General features: G+C 72.2%; 21 protein-coding genes and 3 pseudogenes. 12 read left to right on the top strand and 12 right to left on the bottom strand.

The genetic code is table 11. The features are described from left to right. Positions 1-119: 119 nt before the first annotated feature. Both Q3Y56_RS01840 and Q3Y56_RS01835 read left to right on the top strand, forming a co-directional pair. Positions 120-1,409 carry a molybdopterin-dependent oxidoreductase gene (locus Q3Y56_RS01840; protein WP_304465440.1) on the top strand — a complete coding sequence of 430 codons (1,290 nt, stop codon included), beginning with the start codon at positions 120-122 and terminating at the stop codon, positions 1,407-1,409. 32 nt (positions 1,410-1,441) lie between these two features. Beyond that, complete coding sequence (locus Q3Y56_RS01835) at positions 1,442-1,987, top strand: hypothetical protein (protein ID WP_304460225.1); 546 nt, start codon at positions 1,442-1,444, stop codon at positions 1,985-1,987. 284 nt (positions 1,988-2,271) lie between these two features. On the opposite strand, the gene Q3Y56_RS01830 is transcribed toward Q3Y56_RS01835, so the two are convergent. From Q3Y56_RS01830 to def, 4 genes and pseudogenes are all read right to left on the bottom strand, one after another. Continuing rightward, a complete protein-coding gene (locus Q3Y56_RS01830) occupies positions 2,272-2,904 on the bottom strand; it encodes a DUF2064 domain-containing protein (protein ID WP_304460224.1) in 633 nt (210 codons plus the stop codon). Then, positions 2,901-3,566, bottom strand: coding sequence for a glycosyltransferase family 2 protein (locus Q3Y56_RS01825; protein ID WP_304460223.1), 666 nt, complete (start codon positions 3,564-3,566; stop codon positions 2,901-2,903). Before Q3Y56_RS01825 ends, Q3Y56_RS01830 begins: the two co-directional genes overlap by 4 nt. A gap of 233 nt (positions 3,567-3,799) precedes the next feature. Next, a pseudogene (locus Q3Y56_RS01820) lies at positions 3,800-4,857 on the bottom strand (NAD-dependent epimerase/dehydratase family protein). Between the two features lie 230 nt (positions 4,858-5,087). Beyond that, positions 5,088-5,747, bottom strand: coding sequence for a peptide deformylase (gene def, locus Q3Y56_RS01815; RefSeq protein WP_304460222.1), 660 nt, complete (start codon positions 5,745-5,747; stop codon positions 5,088-5,090). 107 nt (positions 5,748-5,854) lie between these two features. Here def and Q3Y56_RS01810 point away from each other — a divergent pair, with 107 nt between their 5' ends. Then, positions 5,855-6,439, top strand: a complete 585-nt coding sequence (locus tag Q3Y56_RS01810) for a helix-turn-helix domain-containing protein (protein WP_304460221.1) — start codon at positions 5,855-5,857, stop codon at positions 6,437-6,439. Between the two features lie 44 nt (positions 6,440-6,483). Here Q3Y56_RS01810 and Q3Y56_RS01805 read toward each other — a convergent pair. The 5 genes and pseudogenes from Q3Y56_RS01805 to Q3Y56_RS01785 all read right to left on the bottom strand — a co-directional run. Next, a pseudogene (locus tag Q3Y56_RS01805) lies at positions 6,484-7,053 on the bottom strand (ArgK/MeaB family GTPase); the annotation flags it as partial. Between the two features lie 137 nt (positions 7,054-7,190). Continuing rightward, positions 7,191-7,373, bottom strand: a complete 183-nt coding sequence (locus Q3Y56_RS01800) for a hypothetical protein (protein ID WP_304460220.1) — start codon at positions 7,371-7,373, stop codon at positions 7,191-7,193. 442 nt (positions 7,374-7,815) lie between these two features. Beyond that, the gene (locus Q3Y56_RS01795) at positions 7,816-8,154 is read right to left on the bottom strand and encodes a helix-turn-helix domain-containing protein (RefSeq protein WP_304460219.1); all 339 of its coding nucleotides are present in this window, start codon (positions 8,152-8,154) and stop codon (positions 7,816-7,818) included. Positions 8,155-8,247: 93 nt separating this feature from the next. Beyond that, positions 8,248-8,898 carry an NAD(P)-dependent oxidoreductase gene (locus Q3Y56_RS01790; RefSeq protein WP_304460218.1) on the bottom strand — a complete coding sequence of 217 codons (651 nt, stop codon included), beginning with the start codon at positions 8,896-8,898 and terminating at the stop codon, positions 8,248-8,250. 97 nt (positions 8,899-8,995) lie between these two features. Further along, entirely contained in the window at positions 8,996-9,628 is a 633-nt protein-coding gene (locus tag Q3Y56_RS01785) for a DsbA family protein (protein WP_304460217.1), read from the bottom strand. A 96-nt stretch (positions 9,629-9,724) separates the two neighbouring features. Here Q3Y56_RS01785 and Q3Y56_RS01780 point away from each other — a divergent pair, with 96 nt between their 5' ends. The 5 genes from Q3Y56_RS01780 (at position 9,725) to Q3Y56_RS01760 (ending at position 14,618) form a co-directional block, all read left to right on the top strand. Further along, entirely contained in the window at positions 9,725-10,681 is a 957-nt protein-coding gene (locus tag Q3Y56_RS01780; RefSeq protein ID WP_304460216.1) for an AraC family transcriptional regulator, read from the top strand. Positions 10,682-10,736: 55 nt separating this feature from the next. Next, a complete protein-coding gene (locus Q3Y56_RS01775) occupies positions 10,737-12,191 on the top strand; it encodes an alpha/beta family hydrolase (RefSeq protein ID WP_304460215.1) in 1,455 nt (484 codons plus the stop codon). 38 nt (positions 12,192-12,229) lie between these two features. Further along, the gene (locus Q3Y56_RS01770; RefSeq protein ID WP_304460214.1) at positions 12,230-12,502 is read left to right on the top strand and encodes a DUF1876 domain-containing protein; all 273 of its coding nucleotides are present in this window, start codon (positions 12,230-12,232) and stop codon (positions 12,500-12,502) included. Positions 12,503-12,879: 377 nt separating this feature from the next. Next, positions 12,880-14,373 (top strand): S8 family serine peptidase, encoded by a 1,494-nt coding sequence (locus Q3Y56_RS01765; protein ID WP_304460213.1) that lies wholly within the window; start codon positions 12,880-12,882, stop codon positions 14,371-14,373. Continuing rightward, positions 14,316-14,618 carry a S8 family serine peptidase gene (locus Q3Y56_RS01760; RefSeq protein WP_304465439.1) on the top strand — a complete coding sequence of 101 codons (303 nt, stop codon included), beginning with the start codon at positions 14,316-14,318 and terminating at the stop codon, positions 14,616-14,618. The genes Q3Y56_RS01765 and Q3Y56_RS01760 overlap by 58 nt, the downstream gene beginning before the upstream one ends. A gap of 102 nt (positions 14,619-14,720) precedes the next feature. Here the strand turns inward: Q3Y56_RS01760 and Q3Y56_RS01755 are convergent, their stop codons facing one another. The 3 genes from Q3Y56_RS01755 to Q3Y56_RS01745 all read right to left on the bottom strand — a co-directional run bounded on the left by Q3Y56_RS01755 (position 14,721) and on the right by Q3Y56_RS01745 (position 18,418). Next, complete coding sequence (locus Q3Y56_RS01755) at positions 14,721-15,851, bottom strand: DMT family transporter (protein WP_304460212.1); 1,131 nt, start codon at positions 15,849-15,851, stop codon at positions 14,721-14,723. 268 nt (positions 15,852-16,119) lie between these two features. Then, the gene (locus Q3Y56_RS01750; RefSeq protein WP_304460211.1) at positions 16,120-17,370 is read right to left on the bottom strand and encodes a GTP-binding protein; all 1,251 of its coding nucleotides are present in this window, start codon (positions 17,368-17,370) and stop codon (positions 16,120-16,122) included. Between the two features lie 79 nt (positions 17,371-17,449). Next, entirely contained in the window at positions 17,450-18,418 is a 969-nt protein-coding gene (locus Q3Y56_RS01745; RefSeq protein ID WP_304460210.1) for a DUF3048 domain-containing protein, read from the bottom strand. Between the two features lie 258 nt (positions 18,419-18,676). Between Q3Y56_RS01745 and Q3Y56_RS01740 the strand changes: the two genes are divergently transcribed. The 4 genes and pseudogenes from Q3Y56_RS01740 to Q3Y56_RS01720 all read left to right on the top strand — a co-directional run bounded on the left by Q3Y56_RS01740 (position 18,677) and on the right by Q3Y56_RS01720 (position 22,862). Beyond that, positions 18,677-18,847, top strand: a complete 171-nt coding sequence (locus tag Q3Y56_RS01740) for a hypothetical protein (RefSeq protein WP_304460209.1) — start codon at positions 18,677-18,679, stop codon at positions 18,845-18,847. Between the two features lie 247 nt (positions 18,848-19,094). Then, entirely contained in the window at positions 19,095-19,571 is a 477-nt protein-coding gene (locus Q3Y56_RS01735; RefSeq protein ID WP_304460208.1) for a helix-turn-helix domain-containing protein, read from the top strand. A gap of 667 nt (positions 19,572-20,238) precedes the next feature. Beyond that, positions 20,239-21,422: pseudogene (locus Q3Y56_RS01725) on the top strand (MAB_1171c family putative transporter). A 225-nt stretch (positions 21,423-21,647) separates the two neighbouring features. After that, entirely contained in the window at positions 21,648-22,862 is a 1,215-nt protein-coding gene (locus tag Q3Y56_RS01720) for a cytochrome P450 (protein WP_304460207.1), read from the top strand. Positions 22,863-22,924 lie beyond the last annotated feature (62 nt).

The following is a 22,924-nucleotide window of genomic DNA, read 5'->3' as shown; positions in this document are numbered from 1 at the left end:
CGCCCGGAGAGGACCGCGGAGCGGATCGGCGGCCGGACGGGAAACCGGACGGGAAACCGGATGGGAAACCGGACGGGAAATCGGACGTGGCGGGGGACCGTCCGTCGGTGTGGCGGCGCCTGGTGCCCGCGGCGGCCGGCCCGCCGCCCGGGCCGGCGCGTCCGGGGTTCTGGCGCAGTCCGCTCCGTGGGCCCTGGCTGACCTCCGTCCTCGGCGGGGTTCTGCTCATCGGCCTCCCGGTGGTGTTCGTCACCGGGCTGCTGTCCTACGCCGCCTACAACCCGGACCTGTCCCCGCTGAACGACAAGACGCCCGACAAGGGCGTGCTGGGCTTCTACCTGTTCTCCTGGCCGACCAGCCCCTACTGGCTCTACCGCGTCACCCAGGGCGTGCACGTCACGCTCGGCCTGGTGCTGATCCCGGTCGTGCTGGCCAAGTTGTGGTCCGTCATTCCCAGGCTGTTCGCATGGCCTCCGGCGCGGTCCGTCGCGCATCTGCTGGACCGGCTGTCGCTGTTCCTGCTCGTCGGCAGTGTCCTCTTCGAGATCGCCACCGGCGTACTCGACATCCAGCTCGACTACATCTTCCCGGGCTCCTTCTACACCCTGCACTTGTACGGAGCCTGGGTGTTCTTCGCGGCCTTCGTCGTCCATGTGGCCGTCCGCTTCCCCCGGATGCGCCGCGCCCTGCGCAGTCGCCGGCTGCGTGACGAGCTGCGCACCCCGACGGCCGTCACCCGTCCCGAACCGCCGGACGCCACCGGCCTGGTCAGTCCCCGTCCGGCCGCGCCCACCATCTCCCGCCGCGGCGCGTTGGGCATGGTGGGCCTGGGATCCCTCGTCTTGCTGGTGACCTCGGTCGGGCAGAGCGTCGGCGGCCCGCTGCGGCGAGTGGCGTTCCTCGCTCCGCACGGCCAGGATCCCGGACCGGGCCCCAATGGCTTCCAGATCAACAAGACGGCGGCCTCTCGCGGCATCCGCGCCCGTGACATCGGCCCCGACTGGCGTCTGACGGTCCACGGCGCGGGGCGGAAGGCGATCCTCAGCCGGGCCGAGCTGCTCGCGCTGCCGCAGTACAGCGCCGCACTGCCGATCGCCTGTGTGGAGGGATGGTCCACGTCCGACCAGCACTGGAGCGGCGTGCGGCTGGCGGATCTCGCCGGCCTGGTCGGAGCCGACGACCGGCCGCCTCAGGTGCTCGTCGAGTCGCTGCAGCGCAGCGGCGCGTTCCGGGCGGTGGTGCTGCGGGACAACCAGGTCCGCGACACGAGGTCCCTGCTCGCGCTGCGGGTGAACGGCGCGGATCTCTCCCCCGACCACGGGTATCCGGCGCGGATCATCGTTCCGAACAACCCGGGCGTGTACAACACCAAGTGGGTCTCCCACCTGACCTTCGGAGGGCCGGTGTGAGGGGCGGAGGAAGGCGCGCCGCGAGGCGCCTCATGGCCGGATTTCGGCGCGGCTACGGTGATTCCCCGCTGCACGCGCTGCTGATGCTGAGCTCCTTCGCCCTGACGGCGTATGCGGGGGCCCGGCTGCTGGACGGGGATGTGCGCGGCGTCGTGCTGTGGTTCGTGGGTGCCGCAGTCCTCCACGACCTGGTGCTGCTGCCGGTCTACGGCCTTGCCGACCGCGGGGTGCAGGCCCTCGTCCTGAGGGGCGGGCGCTCCGCAGCACCCGCCGGGGCACCGCAGCGGCGCCAGGGCATCAACTTCATCCGGGTACCGGTCCTCCTCTCCGGACTGCTTCTGCTGGTGTGGTTCCCGCTGATTCTGGACCGGGTCGACCGCTACGAGGCGTACACCGGGCTGCCGGCCGGCGTCTTCTGGGAGCGCTGGCTCCTTGCCACCGCCGGGCTGTTCGCCACCTCGGCGCTGTGCTTCATCGCCTGGCTGTGGCACGGGCGACCGGCCAGGACCCGCCCGCGGATCCGGCGGCCCCGCCGGCACCTCCCGTACCTGCCATGGCCGCGGGGGCGCAGGCGGTAGACGCTGCGCCGCGTTCCGCGGTGCGAGCGGCCGCGCGGCGGTGCGCCGGGCCCGGCTCCGCGTTTCGTAAGAAGCCCGCCCCGAGCCCGTCCCCTCCCACGCGGGTGCCGATGAGTCAGCGGTGGCGGGGGTGACAGCGTCGACTCAGTTCCACGAACACCCGGCCCGCCGCCGTCCATCGGCGACGCGTCGCAGCAGGGCGACGGGGGCACCGCCGACCCGAGCGCCCTCCGCCCCCGTGCGTCGGGGGACACGACCAGGCGACGGGCGCAATGCGGTCGTTGTCACAGGGCGACTGCCCCGGTCAGGTCCGCGTGCAGCGCGGCGAACCGGCCGCTGGGCGCCTCGGCTGCCACCAGCCGGGCGTCGTCCGCCGTATCGACGTCCCGCAGGAGCGGGAGCTCGCCGACGCGCAGACCGGCTTCGGCCAGCCGTCCGCGCTGCACCGCACCGGTCTCGGGTACCGACATCGGTACCCCCCGCAGCAGGGCGGGATCGGGGTCCGCCAGCCCGAGCGCCCAGAAGCCGCCGTCGGCGGCCGGGCCGAACCAGGCGTCGTGTGCCCGCCAGGCGTCCGGTGCCAGGGCAGGGGCCAAAAGCTCGCCCGTGACCTGCGGGGTGTCCATCCCGATGAGCAGGGCGGGGCCGTCGCACAGCGCGAACGCGGCGGCGAGCCGTTCGTCGAGGCCGCCCGCGCACTGCGGTACCACCTCGAAGCCCGGCGGCAGCCAGCCCCCGGGGGAACCGTCCAGGACGAGGACGCGCCGGCCCGCCGGGACCGCGGCGACCGCCGCCAGGGTGTCGGCGAGCGCGGCCTCGGCCAGCCGCGCGGCCTGAAGTGGGCTGAACGGCGGAGTGAGCCGCGTCTTCACCCGGCCCGGCACCGGCTCCTTGGCGATCACCAGCACCGTGGTCACCGGCCGTCACCCGCCTCGGCCAGCACCCGGCGCATGTCGTGGACGGTCTGCCAGGTGCCCCGCCAGGTCCCGGTGACCTTGGATTTCCCGGCCCGTGGCAGATACGGCACGTCGACCTCCCGCACCCGCCAGCCGGCATCCGCGGCGCGCACCACCATCTGCAGCGGATAGCCGCTGCGCCGGTCCGTCAGCCGGAGACCGAGCAGGTCCTCACGACGCGCGGCCCGCATAGGCCCCAGATCGTGCAGGTCCAGCCCGGTGCGCCTGCGCAGCATCCACGACAGCGCCAGATTCCCCGCCCGCGCGTGCAACGGCCAGGCGCCGCTGCCCTTCGGCCGCCGTCGGCCCAGCATCAGATCGGTCTGGCCGTCGGCCACCGAGCGGGCGAACGGAGCCAGGAGGCCGGGATCCAGGGAGGCATCACAGTCGCAGAAGCAGACGATGTCCGCCTCGGCAGCCGTCAGGCCGGCATGGCAGGCGGCGCCGAAGCCGCGCCGGGACTCGCGCACCACGGTGGCACCCAGCTCCCGGGCGATGCCGGGGGAGCCGTCCGTGGAGCCGTTGTCCACGACGATCGCCCGCCATCCGGCGGGGACGCGTTCCAGGACCCAGGGAAGTGCCTCGGCCTCGTTCAGACAGGGGAGTACGACATCAACGGTCACGACCCTCACCGTACGAATCCGGCACAGATAAAACGGACATTGTCCTTACGAAACGCGGACATCGCCACCGGCCCCGGACCCGGGACGGGACACCGACGCGAACCGGATGCGACGCCGGCGCCATGAGCAATCCAGCACCGGGCCGGGTCCTGGTCGCCGTCGCCGCAGAACGCCGCGCCGACTCGCTGGTGCTCTCCGTCACCGACGGATGCGGGGGGATCGCGGAATCCGGTTCACCGCGACGCCGGCGCCCGCTGACCCGCGCGGGCGAACTCCGCCATGCCCGCGTGGAAGCCGACCCGGGGAAGCCAGCCGAGATCCCGGCGCAGCCGTCGCGAGTCGGCGGTGATGTGCCGTACGTCGCCGAGCCGGAACTCGCCCGTGATGACCGGTTCGGGCCCGCCGTGCGCAGCGGTCAGTACCGCGGCCATCTCGCCGACGGTGTGCGGCTCGCCGCTGCCGGTGTTGTACACGACGAGCGTGCCCGCCTCCTGCTCACCGACCGCCTCCAGGGCCGCCACATTTGCCGAAGCGACATCCCGGACATGCACGAAGTCGCGTCGCTGGGCGCCGTCCTCGAACACCCGCGGCGCCTCACCCCGGGCCAGCGCCGACCGGAAGAAGGACGCCACACCGGCGTACGGGGTGTCCCGGGGCATCCCGGCCCGTAGACGTTGTGATAGCGCAGCGACGTGGCCCGCCCTCCCGTGACACGAGCCCAGGCAGCGGTCAGATGCTCCTGCGCCAGCTTGGTCGTGGCATACACATTGCGCGGATCGGCCGGGGCGTCCTCGTCCACCAGCCCAGGGTGCAGCCGGGAACCGCACCGCGGGCACGGCGGATCGAAGCGCCCGGCCGAAAGATCGGCCGTCGCCCGCGGGCCCGGCCGGACCACCCCGTGGCGCGGGCACTCGTAGCGGCCCTCCCCGTAGACGACCATGGACCCGGCCAGCGCCACATCCCGCACACCGGCCTCCGCCGCCGCGGCCAGGAGTGTGGCCGTGCCCAGGTCATTGCAGCTCACATAATCGGGCGCGTCGGCGAAATCCCTGCCGAGGCCGACCATCGCGGCCTGATGGCAGACAGCGTCGACTCCGCGCAGCGCCCGCCTCACGACCGCCGCGTCCCGCACATCGCCAGGGATCAGTTCCACGCCGGCCGAAACCGGGGTGCCTTGATGTGCGGTGGGAAGCAAGGCATCCAGCACCACCGGTTCGTGGCCCCGCTCAGCCAGAGCCGTGACGATGTGCGAACCGATGAACCCCGCGCCTCCTGTGACCAGTACTCGCATGAGACCGACGCTACGGGCCGCGACGGCCGTGCACTCTCTCCCGCGCCAGGACGTAAGACATCCGTCACCCGGAGGGGGAGGCCGGCCTGCCGCAACCGCGACTCAGGCGCTGGTCCACACCGGCGGCCGATCAGTCTCTGCAGGAGACCGGCAGGGGCTCAAGGCTCTTCGGCGTGTCTCAGGAGGCGCGAACGCGCCCCGTGGGGATTCCGTACCGCCGCCCCGTGTGGTCACTTGCCCAGTTTCTTGGCCGTGGTGGCTCGCCGGGCGAACATCTTGTCCTTGGACTCAGCCATCTCGCGGAGCGCTGATTTCCGTTCCCGCTGGGCGAGCCGGTCCAGATAGAGGTGACCGTGAAGATGGTCGGTCTCGTGCTGGAGGCACCGGGCGAAGTAGCCCCTGCCCTCGATCACCAGGGGCTTGCCGTCCTTGTCGAAGCCTCGTACGACGGCGCGGTCGAGGCGGGGCACCACACGGTAGGGGCCGGGAACGGACAGGCATCCTTCGGGTTCTTCGATCAGCACGCGCTCGTCGGCCGCGATCTCGTTCAGGACCGGGTTGGCGATGTGCCCGACGTGGCGCACCCCCCACTCATCCGTGATGTCCCACACGAACAACTGCAGATCCACGTCGATCTGGTTGGCGGCGAGCCCCGCGCCTTCTGCCACCTGGTTCGTGGCGAACATGTCGTCGATCAGCTGAGAAAGCGCCGGACTGCCGAACTCGGTCACCTCCTGGCACCGTTGATGCAGAATCTCCTCTCCGACGACGGTGATGCGGCGCACCGCACCCCGTTCGACCTCCGGAGCGAACCGCGGGTAGGAATCGACGGGTTCGCCCTGCACTCGTACTCGGCGGTCCTGCGAAGTGTCACCGAACCGAACAGTCATGGAGTTTCAACGCCTTCCGCACATGCGCGAGCCGGCCGGGGACGGAGATCCCGGCCGACTGTGGCCCAGCTTGACCGAATGCTTTCCAAAGTAGCAACCTTTGCAAAGTGAGCGATGAAAACCGTCAAGCAGCATCCACGGACCGGCCGTTGCGCCGCGCCCGGCAGCCACTCCCCAACCATCCCGTGCGCGTCGCCTTGCTGGACCTGCTCGCCGAGGTCGGCACCGTCACGTCCACGCAGGCCGCCGCCCGCCTCGGCCACAGCTCCGGCCTCTGCTCCTTTCACCTGCGCCAACTCGCCCGGCACGGCCTCATCGAAGAAGTGCCGCGCAAAGGCGGGCGGGCACGGCCATGGCGGCTCCGTTGGGAGCCCTCCCAGCGCTCCGATCAGGAGGCACCGGAACAGTTCGACGAGCTCGCACGCGGACTGGAGGACGAGAGCTACCAGCACTGGCTGGGCCATCGGGACCAGGCGCCGGCCGAGTGGCAGCACGATGAGTCCTTCAGCGCCGTGGTCCACCTCACTCCAGCGGAGATGGCCGAACTCGCCGCCTCCATCCGCCGCCTACTGGCCGACTACCGCGAACGAGACCAGCGACCCGCCGCACGCCCCGCGGGGACCATGGCCGTAGCCGCGATCACCAGGCTGTTCCCCCTGCTGAACGAGAACCCGGCACAACCGCCGTCATAGCTGTCGTTGCGAGGCAGAAGCACTTCCCGGCTTTGCGATCATCCAAGGGCCGCGATGACCTCCGCGGCTCCTTCGCGACGACTGGCGGTCGTCGTCACGATGGGGATGGTGCGCGTGCCGAGCTCGACCATGGCTCGGAGTTCGCGGACCATCGCCTGGACCCCGTCCTGATCCGCCTTGTTCACCACGTAAAGGTCGGCGATTTCCAGGACGCCGGCCTTGGCCATCTGGATGCCGTCGCCTGTTCCGGGCGCGAGGACGACGAGGGTGCGGTCCGCGACGGATGCGATCTCCACTTCCGACTGCCCGGCGCCGACCGTCTCGATCAGGATGACGTCGAAGCCGACCTCGCAGAGGATCGAGATCATGGGTCGGGCCGTGGCCGAGAGCCCGCCGAGATGACCGCGGCTGGACACTGACCGGATGAACACCCCGGGGTCGTCGGAATGCTCCTGCATGCCGATGCGGTCGCCGAGCAGCGCGCCGCCGGTCAGCGGAGACGAGGGGGCGAAGCAGAGCACCGCCACGCGCTTCCCGCGCCGCCGGTACTCGGTGACGAGGCACGAGATGAACGTCGACTTACCGACGCCTGGCGGGCCGGTCAGGCCGATGACCGTGCCGGACGTGCTGGAAGGATCCGGCGTTCCCGAAGCCTTAAGGGAGTCGCGGGAGGTGAAGACCCGGCGCACCCCGGCTCGACGAGTTGGCAGTGGCGCGCGCCCTGCGCGACGCCGGCTGGAAACCGGTGTCGTCATGCCGCCATCAGCGAGGTGATACGGTCCTCGCCGATCCGGGAGCGAAGCGTGGCATCGGTGACGCCCAGCCCGGGCGACGGCGCCAGGCAGAGCACACCGAGCTCGCCGAGGTGATCGTTCAGCTGAACCCTGCGTGCGGCCTCTGCCGTTTCCTGGAACGGATACACCTCGGACAGCATCGGGAGCACCCGGTCACGCTGGATGAGGCGGTTCGTCTGCCACTGCTCGTTCGTGGAGATTCGCCCCGTGGCTGCCGATGACCTTCTTCAAGCGCATCCACAGGTAGCGGTTGTCGAAGGCGTGCTGGTATCCCGTGCTCGACCCGCTGGTCACGATGGTGCCGCCGCGCCGGGCACGTGCCTCGCCTGGCGACATTCATGCCACAACGGGCCGAGCTCGGCGACGAGCTCAGCGATCACATCGGCCGACAGGCCCAGTTCCGCCGTCTGGTGCAGGCGGCACGGATCAAGGCCGACAGTTCGCCCCTACTCGGCAAACCTGCCGGTCGTGGTGCACGCCGAAGCCCGCCCTCGCGCTCGCCGTCGGCGGCCCGCTGCCGGGCAACCGCAACGACTGCACCGCCCTCACCGAGTCCGGCCCCGGTGGTTGCCTCAAGCGGCCTCAGACGTGCGCGATCTCCACTCCGGCGGCGGGGAGGTGCTCCTTCGCCCAGGCGCCGAGCGGCTCCAGGGCCTCGTTGAGGGCGACTCCGGACGGGGTCAGGGAGTACTCCACGCGCAGCGGCAGCTCGTCGTAGACCTCGCGGTGCACCAGCCCGACCGCCTCCAGCTCCCTCAGCTGCTGGACCAGCACCTTCTCGCTGATGCCGGGTATGAGACGGCGCAGCTCACCGAAGCGCGGGGCGTGGTGGTAGAGCGCCCACAGGATCGTCACCTTCCATTTGCCGCCGACGACGTCCATGGCGGCGTCCGTGGCGCAGACATACGAACCCTTCTTCATGCCTCCGACTCTACGGGCCGGGTCTGACAACCGCGTCCGACAGCCGCTTCGGACAAGGGACTTCGGCCAGGGGAGAGGGGGCGGACCCGGTCGTCAGCGGGCGACGGTGAACCTGCGGCCGACGTGCCGCGGGCTCTCGACCTCGTCGACGAGCGCGACGGCGTAGTCCTCGGCGGTGATGTAGCTGTTGCCGTCCGCGTCGGTGACCAGCTCGTCGTCTCCCGTGCGGTACGTCCCCGTGCGCTCGCCCGGCTCGATGGTGGCCGCCGGGCTGAGGCTGGTCCAGCGGACGTCCCCGACCGTGCGCAGGTAGTCCAGCGCCTCGCCGTGGGCGTGCATGATCTGCAGCAGCCAGTCCGGCAGGCCCGGGGCGTCCCACACCCGCACCCCGGGCGCGGTCTCCAGGCTCCCCGCGCCGCCGACCGCGATCAGCCGCGGCGCGCGGTCGCCGAGCGTGCGCAGCCCCGCCACCAGGGACCGGGCGGCAGCCGGGATGAGCCGCTGGTGGCCCGGCCCGTCACCGCCGCCGACGGCGCTGACCACGACGTCCTGCCCCTCGGCCACCGCGGCGACGGACGCCGGGTCCAGGACGTCACCGCTGATGACGGTGAGCTTCGGGTGGTCGGCGGTCAGCTTGGCGGGGTCGCGGACGACGGCGGTCACCTCGTGGCCGCGGGACAGGGCCTCGTCCCGTACACGCTGGCCGATGGTGCCGGTGGCGCCGAACAGGGCGATCTTGGTCATGGTGTTCTCCTTGGTAATCGAAAGGGCGGCAGCGGAGCCGCCCGAGAGGGGAGGGGGCCTCAGCGGCCGGAGGGGCCAGGCGCCGGGGCGGTCGGGTTCAGGCCAGATGCCGGTCCAGCGCCGCGGCCAGCTCGTCCGCCGAGGAGACCGGGCCGCCGAGCCGCCGGGGCCCGCCGGGGGTGTGGAGCAACAGGGTCGGGAAGCCCTCGACGCCGATCGCGCGGACCTCGCGCACGTCCTGCCGGGCCTCGGCGCGCACGGCCGGATCGTCCAGCGCCCCGGTCACCGCGCGCGGGTCGAGACCGAGCCGGTCGGCCAGGACCTCGTACGTCGCGGGGGCGGACAGGTCCAGTCCGTCGCGGAAGAACGCCCGCTGGAGCGCGCCCGCGAACTCGACCTGCCGGGACGGCGCCTGGCGGCGCAGGGCCACCAGCCCGACCGCCGGGCCGGCCGAGTCCAGGACCATGCGGCCGTCCGCGAGCAGGGCCTGGAACGGCGCGCCGAACTCCGCGCCGGTCAGCTCGGCTATGCGCTCGTTCGCCGCGGGGATGTACGGAAACGCCGACAAGGGCGCGGCCCGGCCGCCGCTGAACAGGCCGCCGCTGCGGACCTGGACCTCGACGCGGTCGGCGTTGCCCGCCGCGAAGGCGCGCAGCGCCGGGCCGAAGCCGTAGCACCAGCCGCAGTACGCGTCGAAGGCGTACGTGAGACGGACGCGCTCGTGGACCATGCGGGGACTCCTTGCACTCTCCTGGGACCGTTTCGGTCAACGATGTCCACGCTACGTCCGTCGCCGCAGGTGAACGAGGTAGCGTGGTGACTCGCCATGGTGAAAAAGCGACACGATGCGATTCCCGAGATCCTCTACCAGGCGCCGGCGGGGACCTCGCCGGGCGTCGAGGTGATGTCCCTGAGCGAGCTTCGCCGACGGGCTCCGGAAGGCGAGTTCGACGCGCCGCAGCGGCCGCGCTTCCACTCCCTGTTCGCCATCGAGTCGGGAACCGCCTCGCACACCGTCGACTTCACCGGCTACACGCTCAAGCCGGGCAGCGTGCTGTGGGTGCGGCCGGGGCAGGTGCAGCAGTTCGGCGACCTGACGGCGATCGAGGGCACGCTGGTGCTGTTCCAGCCAGGCTTCCTGGCGCCGGAGACGGCCCGGGCCGCCCGGCTGGACGACCGGTTCGGCGGTACGTGGTGGCAGCCGGTGGGGGAGGACCGCGAGGCGGTGCGCGCGGCGTTGCGGCATCTGGAGTACGTCTTCCGGTCGGGGCGCGGGCTGCCCGCCGAGGTGCACACCGCGATGCTCCGCCACCTGCTCGCCGTCCTGGTGCTGTGCGTCGCGCATCAGAGGGCGCCGGCGGGCAGCCCCCTGCCGGAGCCCTCCGAGACGTATCTGCGCTTCCGCGACGCCGTCGAACGCGACTTCGCGCGGACCCACCGGGTCGCCGACTACGCGGAGGCGCTCGGATACTCCCCGCGTACGCTCTCCCGGGCCACGCTGGCGGCGGCCGGGGTGGGCGCGAAGGAGTTCCTCGACCGCCGGGTGGTGCTGGAGGCGAGACGGCTCCTCGCGCACAGCGAGCTGTCGGTGTCGCGGGTCGCGGCCCAGACCGGGTTCACCGACGCGGCCAACTTCTCCAAGTTCTTCCAGCACCGCACCGGCCAGGCGCCAGGTGCGTTCCGTGACGCCATGCGCGGCGGTCGTGGCGCCCCCCGGGACGGCCGCCCGGATGGTGCGGCGGCCTCACGTGAGCATTTGCCAAACCAGGATATTTCGGATTGATTCGAAGGAGGGCGGCGACTCTTCCTGCCACCTCTCCCCGGGCTGGGAGCGGATCATGTTGTTCACCGACCGCACGGACGCCGGACGGCGCCTCGCCGAACGCCTGGAACGGCTGCGCGACGAGAGACCGGTCGTCGTCGGCCTGCCACGGGGCGGGGTCCCCGTGGCCTACGAGGTCGCCCACGCGCTCGGCGCACCGCTCGACGTCATCATCGTCCGGAAACTCGGCGTGCCCTACCACCGGGAACTGGGCTTCGGCGCCATCGGCGAGGGCGGGGCGCGCGTCATCCACGACGACATCGTCCGCATGAGCCGGGCCGGCAAGGACGAGCTCGCGGAGGTCGAACGGCGCGAGGAGGCCGAACTCGACCGGCAGGCGCGGCGGTTCCGAGGCGACAGGCCCCGGCTGAGCCTGGCGGGCCGCACGGTGGTCGTGGTCGACGACGGCATCGCGACCGGTGCGACGGCCGAGGCCGCCTGCCGCGTGGCCCGCGCCCAGGGCGCGTCGCGCGTCGTCATGGCCGTGCCGGTGACGTCGCCGAGCGCGCTGGGCCCGCTGAGCGCCGAGGCGGACGAGGTGGTGTATCTGTCCGCGCCCGCGGGGTTCGCCGCGGTGGGGGAGTGGTATCGGGACTTCTCCCAGACCGCGGACCAGGAGGTCGTGGACCTGCTGGCCAGGGCCGCGGCCGAACGGCCGGACCCGGCTCGGGACGCGGACCGGGGAGGCGCCGCGGGCGGGGGAGTCGCCGCGGACCCGGACCCGGATCCGCATCCCCGCGGCTCGAACCCGGGCCCCGGCCCGGACGCCGCCCCCGACCCCGACCCGGCCCCGGGCCGGGACCCCGCCTCCGGGCCCGAGGACGCCGGGGTGCCGAGCGCCATCGTCGGTACCGCCGCGGTCCTGATCCCGGTGGCCGACGGCGCGGTGCGGCTGCCGGGCGATCTCACCGTCCCCGAGGGGGCGCCCACCGTCGTGCTCTTCGCCCACGGCAGTGGCAGCAGCCGCCACAGCCCGCGCAACCGGGCGGTCGCCCAGGAACTGAACCGGGCGGGCCTGGGCACCCTGCTGTTCGACCTGCTGACCCCCGAGGAGGAGATCGACCGGGCGAACGTCTTCGACATCGGGTTGCTGGCCGGACGGCTCACCGAGGTGACCCGGTGGGTGCGCCGGGTCTCCGTACCCGTCTGCTACTTCGGCGCCAGCACCGGAGCCGCCGCCGCGCTGCGCTCGGCGGCCGAGCCCGGAGCGGACATCGCCGCCGTCGTCTCCCGGGGCGGCCGCCCCGATCTGGCCGGGGACGACCGGCTGCCGCGCGTCACCGCGCCCACCTTGCTGATCGTCGGCGGCCGCGACGCGACCGTACTGGACCTCAACCGCCAGGCCCAGTCCCGGCTCCGCTGCGAGAACCGGCTGTCCGTCGTCCCCGGGGCGGGCCATCTCTTCGAGGAGCCGGGCGCGCTGCGGGCCGTCTCCGACCTCGCGCTGGAGTGGTTCCGCGCGCATTCTTGAAAGACGACGCAGAAGGGTGACACAGGAGGTGGTCCCCCATGGAGACGATCGTGGGATGCAATATCGAGATGGAGTTCCACGAGATCGACGCCACCAAGACCGAGGCGGCGGTCCGGGTGCGACTCCACGACGGCACGGAACTCAAGGGGTACGGCGTGGCCCACCGGCACCCCGACGACCCGGCGCAGCAGCGGGTCGGCGAGGAGATCGCGGCCGCCCGGGCACTGACCGACCTCTCCAAGCAGCTGCTCGACAAGGCAGGGGTGGACATCGAGGAGGTCACACACGTGCACGCGGACCTGGTCCGCTGAGCCCGCCCGGCTGTCGAGGCGGGTGAACGGCAGGGCTGAGCGCGCGGACGTCACGAAACCCGCGATCCGGTGCCGGCCGGTCGGCAGATGCGCCGACCGGCCGCACCCGTATGGGTGATGCGCGCCCTGGTCGGCCGGCAGGGGGAACGGCCGCCCCGAGCCCGCGCGCCCGCCAGAGCCTCCCTTGATCAAGAAGCGTGCTCCACCTCGGGCTGCTAGGAAAGTGTTGAGGGCGCATGCCGCAGGACTATGCCAAGCCGCGGCGCCCGCCGTCCCGCCGTCCCGTCGTATGGCGGACGGCAGACACCTCCGTTTTCCCCGATGAACGGCCGCATGCCCTGCGGTGAAGCCGATGGCCTTGATGAGGGAGACCTTTCGTGGACTACAGCAAACTCGCGCCGTCTCTGGCGATGGCCTACGACGAGTACGCACAGGGGCGCGAAGCGCTCGCGGACCATGTGCGGGAAGACCAGATGCCGGGCTTCGTGGCGCCGCGGGATTTCGCGAAGCCGGCCCGGGTGGTGGTCACACTGGACTGCTCCCCGGGTGCCGACTTCAGTGATCTCGAGAACAGCGGAATCGAGATCAACGCCGGTGGGGACAGGGTGCGCACGGCCATCCTGCCGCTGGACGACCTCCCGACGCTGGCCCAGCATCCGGGAGTCGAGCGCATCGCCCCGGCGCAGCGGCTGCATCCGCGGATGGACGCGGCCCCGGGGAAGGTGGGGCTCCCCGCCTTTCTGACGAAGACGACGCTCACGGGGAAGAACGTCATCGTCGGGGTCGTCGACAGCGGGATCGACGCGCGGCACCCGGCCTTCGCCGGCCGCGTCCTGCGGATCTGGGACCAGGAAGCGCGCGGTGGGAACGGCGTGCGGGAAGGCGGGTACGGCATCGAGCACACCGGCGACGACCTGGTCAAGTCCAAGGACGAGGTGGGCCACGGCACCCATGTCGCGGGCATCGCCGCCGGCACGGACGCGAAGTACCAAGGCGTGGCGCCGGAGTGTCAGTTCGTCGTGGTCAAGACGAACATGACCAACGTGGGCATCATCGACGGCATCCAGTACGTGTTCCGGGTCGCGAAGGAGCTCGGGAAGCCGGCCGTGGTCAACCTCAGCCTCGGCGGCCACAGTGACGCCCACGACGGGACGGACTCCCTGTCGAAGGCGATCGACGAGGAGTCCGGTCCTGGCCGGATCGTCTGCTGCGCGGCGGGGAACGAGGGGGAGGACAACATCCACGCGCAGCTCGAACTGAAGGCGGGAGAGGTCCAGACGACTCCGTGTCTGCACAGCCCGGACGTCGACGGCGTCGTCAACGATCTGTGGTTCAACGGCTGGTACGCGGGCGGTGACGAGGTGGAGGTGGCGGTCGCCGCACCCGGCGGCCAGACCACGCCGTTTCAGGGGGTTCTGCCCAACGGCCCGCAGGGCAGCCCGAACAAGCAGCACCGACTGGGCGACTGGATCGTGATGATCGGTACCCCGGGGCCCGACAGCAGGAACCAGGACCACAACTTCACCGTGCGGCTCCAGCCCCCCGCCAACGCGACAGGAACACGCACCTGGAGGCTGCTGCTGAGGGGGAAGAAGGTCGCCCAGCAGAAGACGCGGGTGGACGTCTGGACCCTGGGCGACGGCACGTTCTCCGGGCCGCACGCCAGGAACTCCATGACGATCGGCTCTCCGGGAACCGCGACGAAGGCCATCACGGTCGCGGCCTACACCACCAAGACCCAGTGGAAGGACATCGACGGCCGCAGCCGCGTCGCCAGCTGGCTGAAGGCCGATGACATCGCCCCTTCAGCAGCCTGGGGCCGCGACGCGACGGCAGGGCGAAACCGGATCTCACCGCTCCCGGCGCGATGATCGTCTCCGCGCTGTCCCGCGACTCCAGACGCGCTCGCCACTGGATGATCGACCAGAACCATGTCGCGATGCAGGGTACGAGCATGGCGTGCCCGTTCGCGACCGGCGTCGTCGCGCTCCTGTTGTCCAAGGACAAGACCCTCGACTCGGGCAAGGTGCTGACGCAACTCAAGTACGCCACCAGGAACGGCCAGAACCCCCCTGCGGACACCTGGGGGCGCGGGCTGATCGACCTCGCGAAGTGACGCCGCCGTGTCCGCCCGGGCGGACGCAGTGGCCCCGGTGGCGATCGAGGACACCGATGCCCTGGTGACCGCCGTAGGCGAGGACGGCCAACTGGACAGCCCCTAACCGTGCGGCTGGAGCACGCCTTCGGCGCAGTCGCGGTCGACGCGTCCCAACTGCCGGGGCACGTGCACCCGGCGGGCGGCCGGCACCGGAACGCCCGTGCCCGGCTCCCCGCCGGTGCGGGCGCCGTCGGGCCGTTCCTCCAGGACAGGCTTCGCGGCCGGGTCCGCGCCCCCGGCCGCGTCGGCGCCGCCAGGCTGCTCCGGCCTGGAGGGCGGCTCCTCCGGTGTGTCCGTACCGGTGTCGGTACCCGTACCCGTGTCCGTACCCATGTCCGTACCCGGCGCGGTCGCACCCGGGGCGGTCGCCCCCGTCCCGTGCCGGGCCAGCAGCACCAGACCGGCGCTCGCCACGGCCCCGGCCAGCAGGGCCAGCAGCGTGCCCGCCGTCCCGTGCCGGAAGTGCTCCCCGAGCGCGGCGATGCCGACCGCCGTGGCCACCACGGGGTTGACGACCGTGGCGGTGGCCAGCGGAGCGGTCAGCCCGGCGCCGCGGTAGGCGGCCTGGGACAGGAACACCCCCGCCCCCGCGAGCAGCACGATCATGATCAGACTGGGCAGCCCGTCGGCCCACGCCGTCCAGCTCCAGTCCACGGTCACGTTCTTCGTGAACACCGACGAGACACCGAACGCGGTGCCCGCGGCCGTGGCGAGCAGGACGCTGCGGACGACGGGCCGGCGTATCCAGCGCGCGGCCAGCGCGAGCACGGCGACGGACCCGACGGTGACGGCCGTCAGCCCGGCCCGCTCCATGCGGGACAGCGACTCAGCGGGTGAGGACCCGGTCAGCGACAGCAGACCGGCCAGCCCCGCCGTCGCCAGGACCGCGCCGCGCCAGCCCGAGGCGCCGATCTCGCGGCGCACGAACAACGCGGCCATCGGCAGTGCGAAGACGATGGTGAGCGCGCCCAGGGGCTGCACCACACTGAGCGGCCCGTAAGCCAGCGCGAGCACATGCAGCACCGCGCCCGCGCCGTTCAGGGAAACGGCGGCCCACCAACTCCCGCGCCGCAGCGGGGCGTACGACTGCCCCGGCGTCGTGGCCGCCACGTGCTCCTGCAGGATGGCCCCGGCGGCGTAACAGACCGCCGAGACCAGAGCGAGCAGCACGGACAGCGCGAGCGCGGTCACGTCGGGACCAGCCGCGCTGGTCGGTCATCGTCCATGTCCCTACCCTGGCCTGGAACCCGCGCCGGTGCGTCGTCCCTGAGCACGCATTTTCATGTACTACCGAAGGAGTACGACCGACGGCTCGATTCCCTACTTGCGCCGTAGGTCCGAGCACGTCGAGGGACTCATGGATGATCTCCACCCCGACTGATCTCCGCTGAACTCCACCCCGATACGGTCTCCTACCCGTTCGGCGCGGACGGGATGCGTGCCGGCCCCTGGCCGGGGGTCAGGCCCCGGGCCGCGTACCGAACAGCGGGTCGGGGAACCGGGCCCACTCCGCGGCCCCCAGGGCGAGTTCACCGTCGTCCAGCAGCGCGGCGTCCAGCTCGGCGCGCACGCGGTCCGGGTCCAGGCCGCCGCCGGTGAACACGATCTCGTTGCGCCGCTCCTCGTAGTAGTCGTCCCAGAACCAGGCGGCCAGCGTGCGGCGTTCCGGCGACGCGCGCCGCCACGCCTCGGCGTCGTCGCGCGCCAGCCAGCGCCCTGCCTCCGCCAGCTCCACATGGCCGCCGGCCGACCGCCAGGAGACGATCGTGTCCGGGCGGCCGGCGAGCCACAGGTGCCCGCGGCCGCGCACCACGCCGGGCAGCACCCGGTGCAGCGCCTCCGCCAGCCGCTGGGGATGCATCGGGCGCCGGGCCCGCCACAGCACCGAGGACACCCCGTGGTGCACCCCGCGGCGGCACACACCCGACCCGGACAGCGGGTCCAGCCGGTCGGCCGGATCGGCCGCCGGGCCCCGGCCGCCGGGCACCACCGCCGCCGCCAGCTCGGCGGCGTCCACGCCGTCGGCGAGCACCGCGGCGGAGGGGTTCATATGGCCGAGCAGCGCCCGGACGCCCGCGTGCCGTCCCGCCGTCTCCGGCGGGCCGCTCCCGATGATCAGCACCCCGGCGCCCTCCGCCTGCCGGGCGGCGGCCTCGGCCAGGGTCAAGGGCGCGGGGCGCTCCGCGTCGCCCCATACCCGTACGGCCTGGTGCACGCACCGCAGGTCGGCGAGGAACCGGTCGGGATCGAGCGCCGCGACGACCGGGGCGAGCTCGTAGCGGGAGGCCAGCGGGGTGGAGCCCAGCGGCGGCCGCCACACGTCCGCCAGAAAGGGCGTGACGTCGATGTGCTCCGGAAGCGACAGGATGACGTGCGGGGCGCGCGCCGTACGGGAGAGCTCCAGCAGGTCCTGACGGAGGATCACGGAAGGGATGCCGGTGGCGCCGCGCGCCCACGGTTCATGCGTGTCGCCGCCCGAGGTGAAGCGCTGCACGGCGGGACGCCCGCCGCCTCCGCCACGCGCGCGGCGCCCGCCATCCCCACCGCTCCCGCCGTGCCCGTCGCCGCCGTCGGCGGGCAGCGAGACGGAGAGCACGATCGCCCGCGGCGCGGCGCGCAGCAGGAGTTCCAGCGCGCGACCACGCATCTCGGGGGTGTTGCCGTACACGACGCTCAGCAGGCCCCGGGTACGGCCGCTCTCGTCGGCCACACCCGGATGCTATGCAATTGGAAATCATTTTCACAAGCGGGGTGCTCTCGGGGTGCCCTCTTCGCGAGCGGGAGCGTTCTCACCGGGGCGCGTAGACCACCCACACCTGGCCGCGGGCGAAGTTGAGCTCGTCACCGTCCGGCGTCGTGAACTCCGTACCGTCCTCGGCGTCCGGCCGCACCCAGCGCGCCGGATACGACTTGCCGTCGCGCAGCACCTCGGCCGTGCCCGACCCCGTGGTCTCCGTGAACGGCGACACGCTGCCCAGCCGGTCGCGGAAGCGGGAGTCGCGGATGTCCACGTGCTGGATGACGACCGTCGCCGCCGAGAGCCGCTTGCCGTCCGTGGTCGCGGCGGGCGTCCCGTCCATCGACACCAGCCACCGCTTCTGCTCACCGGACCAGGAGAACCCGAACCGCGCGGCCGGATAGCGCACCGTCTCCTGCCGGACCGGCTCACCGCCGCTCGCCGGGGCCGCGCCGAAGTGGAACCCTATGTCCTTGGCGTCGCTCGCGTCGGGGGCGGCGCGCAGCGCGGCGGCGGGGCGTACGTAGAGGTTGTGCGGCGCGGCCCGGTCCGGGCTGCGGAGGAACGCGTCGGGCGCGCGGCCGGGCGTCACCGGGAACAGCGGGGCGCCGTCGATGACCGGCTGGAGCTTGGACTGCACGCCCGAGTACGCCAGCGCCGGGCGGCCGAACTGCCGCAGCAGGTCCAGATCGGACTCGCGGGCGCTGCGCACCGGGCCGACCAGGGGCGGCAGGTCGGAGGAGAAGATCGCCAGTATGCGGCTGAGCCCCGCCTCCACCCGCTCCACGTACACGACGTCGGCCCGGTCGACCCCGGTCTGCGGGCGGGCGGGCGCGACGTTGTCGATCTTCACGGCGAGCACGGGGCGCGGCACGGCGGGCTCCCCGGTGAACGTCGACCTGCCGTCGGTCTTCCGCTTCGCCTCGCCGTCGCTGTCGCAAGCAGGCAGCGCGACCAGCACCGCGGCCGCGAGCAGGGCAAGCGCTCGCCCTCCGGCTCCACCGACCCGATTGACCCGCACGGCTCTCACCTCTTCCGGCACCAGCTCACCACGTACCCGGCCGCCGCGCACCCGCTGGCCTCAGCGGCGTGTCGGCAGGGGCATCTTGCCCGGCGGGTCGTGGCCGAAATCGGCGGGCGCCGACCCGGGCGCGTCGTTAATCTGAGGCAACGGATCGCTACCGCGTCCGACGTGCTGTGACATCGAACCCCACCGGGCGTCCGGCGCCCGGTAGCGCGTGCGTCGGCACATCCGGTCCCGACACGAATGGAGTGTGCGGTGACACCCGAGAAGACCAAGCGGAACGAGGCGTCGGCCGACCGCGAGGAGCGGCCCGCCAGGGACGGCCAGCTGGGCAGCCTGGAGGTGTGGGCGAGGGCCGCGCCGATCCGGCTCGCCGGCTACGAGGACGACCTCGCGGAACCGCACATCCTTCCGGGAGTCGACTGAGATCCTTCCGAGTCGAATACGCGCTGGAGCCGGGGGAGTTCGGCCCGACGGCGAAGCGGCTCGGGCTCGGCTCGACGCGCAAGCGGCTCGACCTGAACGTGTGACGCCGCCCCTGGCCGAGCAACTGGTGGTTAAGTTGCCTGGCCAGTGGCACGTCGCATGGACTGGTGCGGCCCTTCTTCCCATGGCAGGATGCGCTCCGAGGAAACCCTCGTCTTAACCAGCCGTGAGTGGAAGGGAGGTCGGGATGACGGGCAGCCCGCTGGCGGACCGGCTCAACTACCTGTTCGCGAACATGCACCCACCCGGCGCTCCCTACACCAACGCGTACGTGGCCGAGGAGATCAGCGGCGGCGACGAATACGGCGGCGTCCGCCTCAGCGAGCAGTACCTGTCGATGCTGCGCACCGGCAAGCGCACCAACCCCAGCCCCGACGTCCTGCGCGCGCTGGCGAAGTTCTTCGCCGTGCCGGTCGGCTACCTCCTCGGGGATCTCTCGGAGTCCCAGACGGAACGGGTGGAGGAAGAGGTACGGTTCCTCGTCGCCATGCGCGACCAGCGGGTGCGCGGGATCGCGCTGCGCGCCGTGGGCCTGCCCCCGGAGGTCCAGGACAGCCTCACCACGATCATCGCCCAGTTCCGCCGGCAGATGAACCTGCCACCGGATCCGGCCGGACCGGGTGAGTCGGGCGGTGAGGCACCGCGTGAACAGCCTCGTCGATGACACCGACCAGCTGTTCGTCACCTGGCGGCGGACCGGATGCGAGGACGGTGCAAGCATGCGAGTGCGGCGGATACGCCGGCAGTGCAGACAGCTCATCCAGGAGCTGGGCCTGCCCGCGTCGACCGACCTTCAGGGCCTGTGCGACATCGTCGCGCGCCGCGTCGGCCGCCCCATCCGGCTGGTGCCCATGAGCCTGGGCGGCGTGGTCTCCGGCATGACCGCCAGCACCGACGACGAGCTGTGGGTCTTCTACGAACAGAAGACCTCCCCCTGGCACCAGATCCACATCGTGCTGCACGAGATCGGACATCTGCTGCTGGGGCACGACCACGACCCGGCCGTCACCGAGGACGCCCTGCGGATGTGGGCCCCCACCGTCGACGTGGCCACCGCCATGCGGCGCATGGGGCTGGCCCCGGGGTTCGCCCGCCACCACTGCTACGACGACATCACCGAGCGCGAGACCGAGGTCCTCGGCACCCTGCTGATGGAACACCTGGTGCCCACCGCCCCGACCGCAACCTGCCGCTGGAGGGCCGGGCGGCCGAGCTCGTCGCCGCCCTCGGCCCCGCGCTGCGCCACGACCGCAGCGGCGGCCGGCCCGCCGCTGACGACGCGAACGCGGACGACGGGGACAGTGAGCCCGGCGGGCCCGGCGGAGGCGCCCGTGTTTGACCTCGTCTACCTGTGCTTCGGCGCCGCGGCCTGGACGATCGTGGTCTACAAGGCCCGCGCCTGGTTCCGCGACCGCGCCAACGCCGACCTGGGCCTGGCGTGCCTGATGACCGGCGGCGTGGCGAACGTCTTCGTGCTGTCCGCCCCAGCGTCTACCGCTGGTTCGACCGGTTGGTGGGCGTGGCGAACCTGGCGATGGTCTTCCTGTACTCCTCCGTCGTGGTCTTCGCCACCGGCGCCCTGGTGCTGCTGCTGCGCTGGACCGGGTCGGCGGTACGGCCCCGTACCGTGGTGGCGGTCATCGCCGCCCTCTGGGCCGTCGCCGTCACCGGCTTCGCCGTCGGCCGCCCGGACTCCGTCGAGCACCCGCGGGACTTCAGCACCGCCTACGCCCACGCCCCCGGCGTCGTCACCTTCCTCGTGCTGTATCTGGCCATCTTCGGCGCCGCGCTCGCCGGACTGGGGCTGCTGTGTCCGCGCTACGCCGCGAGCCTGCAGGGCTCCTGGCTCGCCCGGGGCCTGCGGGTGCTGGCCGCCGGCTGCTGGCTGGGCCTGGTCTACTGCGCCTGCAAGCTCATCGGGTTCGTCTTCTCGTGGGCGGGCAGGGACCTGCACTGGCTCTCCAACGGCGTGGCACCGCTGACCGCTTCCGTCGCCGCCCTGCTGGTGCTGTCCGGCTTCGCCATCCCCGCGGTCGGCCCCCGGGTCTCGGCCTGGCGCCGGCTCCGGCGGCTGGAGCCGCTGTGGCGCGCGGTCACCGACGCCGCTCCCGAGGTGTCCATGGGCCGTTCGCGCTGGTCCGCCTGGTGGCCCTTCGCCGACCTGGAGTGGCGGGCGAACCGGCAGATGGCCGAGATCCGCGACGTACAGCGCGGCGTACGGCGCCATGTGGAGGCCGAAACCCTCGACCTCGCCCGTGTCAAGGCCCGTGAGGCGCGGTTGGGCGATTGGCAGGTTGCTGCCGTGGTGGAAGCAGCCGCGCTCCGCCGTGGTTTGCAGAACCAGGCGGTGGGACACCTGCCGGCGTCCTGCGCCGACAACGTGGTGGTGGCCACCGGCGCCGGCCTGGCCGAGGAACACGAGCACCTGGCCAGGGTCGCCGACGTCTACCACCTGCCGCTGGTCGACGCCGTGCTCGACGAGGTGAGGGAACGGACCGTCGCCCGCGGCGAGTGACGCGGGGGACCGCAGACGAGGTGGCCCTGGACGGGGGTCGGGGCCGCCTGTGGCACAGGGCGGCGCCGGGGAGACCCGGCGCCGCCCCTAGGCCGCACCGCGCTGTCGTGCGGGTGACCGGGATGCGCGCGCTGCCCGCCGCGCCAAGGGGCGAGGGAGAGGACCGGTCCGGCTGTGTCGACCCGCACCCACCGCACCCAAGTGCCGCGTCTAGAGTCGGTGTTCATGCAGAGCACCGCCACCCCCGGCACCCCGGAACCGATCGACACGACCACCCTGATCCCGGACCCGTACGCCGCCCTCGCCCGGCTGCGCGATGCCGGTCCGGTGCACCGTATCCGCTACCCCGACGGCCAGACCGCCTGGCTGGTCACGCGGTACGACGACGTCCGGCAGGCGCTGGCCGACCCCCGGCTCTCCCTGGACAAGCGCCATGCCCTCCCCGGCAACTACCGGGGGTTCTCCCTGCCGCCCGCCCTGGACGCCAACCTCCTCAACATGGATCCGCCGGACCACACCCGGGTGCGCCGGATGGTGGTCAAGGCGTTCACCCCGGGCCGCGTCGAGAGAATGCGGGAGCCGATCCGGCGGATCGCGGACGCGCTGCTGGACGCCGTCGAGGCCGACGGTGGCACCGACCTGCTCACTCACTACGCGACACCGCTGCCCATCACGGTGATCTGCGACCTCCTGGGAGTCCCGCAGGACAACCGGCCCGACTTCCGCGCCTGGACCGACGCGATGATCACGCCGGACCCCCAGCGGCCGGAGCAGGCGAAGGAAGCCGTCGGCCACATGCTGCGCTTCTACACCGGCCTGATCGCGAGCAAGCGCGCCGAGCCGGGCGACGACCTGCTCTCGGACCTGATCGCCGTCCGCGACGACGAGGACGGCGGCGACCGGCTCAGCGAGGACGAACTGACCTCGCTGGCCTTCCTCATCCTCTTCGCCGGGTACGAGAACACCGTCCACCTCATCGCGAACTCCCTGCTCGCGCTGCTGGACCAACCCGAGGCGCTGGACAAGCTGCGCGCACAGCCGGAGCTGATCGGACCCGCCGTCGAGGAGTTCCTCCGCTACGACGGCCCGGCCCCCCTGGCGATCCGCCGCTTCCCGCTGGCGGACATGGAGATCGGCGGGGTGGCGGTGCCCGCCGGCGAGACCGTGCTGCTATCGCTCGCCGCCGCCAATCGCGACCCCGCGCACTTCAATGAGCCGGATCGGCTGGATATCCACCGTAGCCATTCCGGGCACCTTGCCCTCGGCCATGGGATCCATTACTGCCTGGGCGCGTCCCTGGCCCGGCTGGAGACGGAAATCGCGCTCAGCGCCTTGCTGAAGCGCTTTCCGCGGCTCCGGCTCGGCGTTCCGCGCGAGGAACTGCGACACCGTCCCAGTATCCGCGCGCGTGGCTTGATTTCGCTGCCGGTCTCCTGGTGAACACGCAAACGAACACGTTTTTGATGCAGGGCACCTCTTCCATGCGGTAAAAAGGTGCTGTG

The organism is Streptomyces sp. XD-27 (assembly GCF_030553055.1).
Taxonomy (GTDB): domain Bacteria; phylum Actinomycetota; class Actinomycetes; order Streptomycetales; family Streptomycetaceae; genus Streptomyces.
The sequence above is the reverse complement of the archived record's forward strand: the minus strand, read 5'-3'. Positions and strand labels throughout refer to the sequence as shown.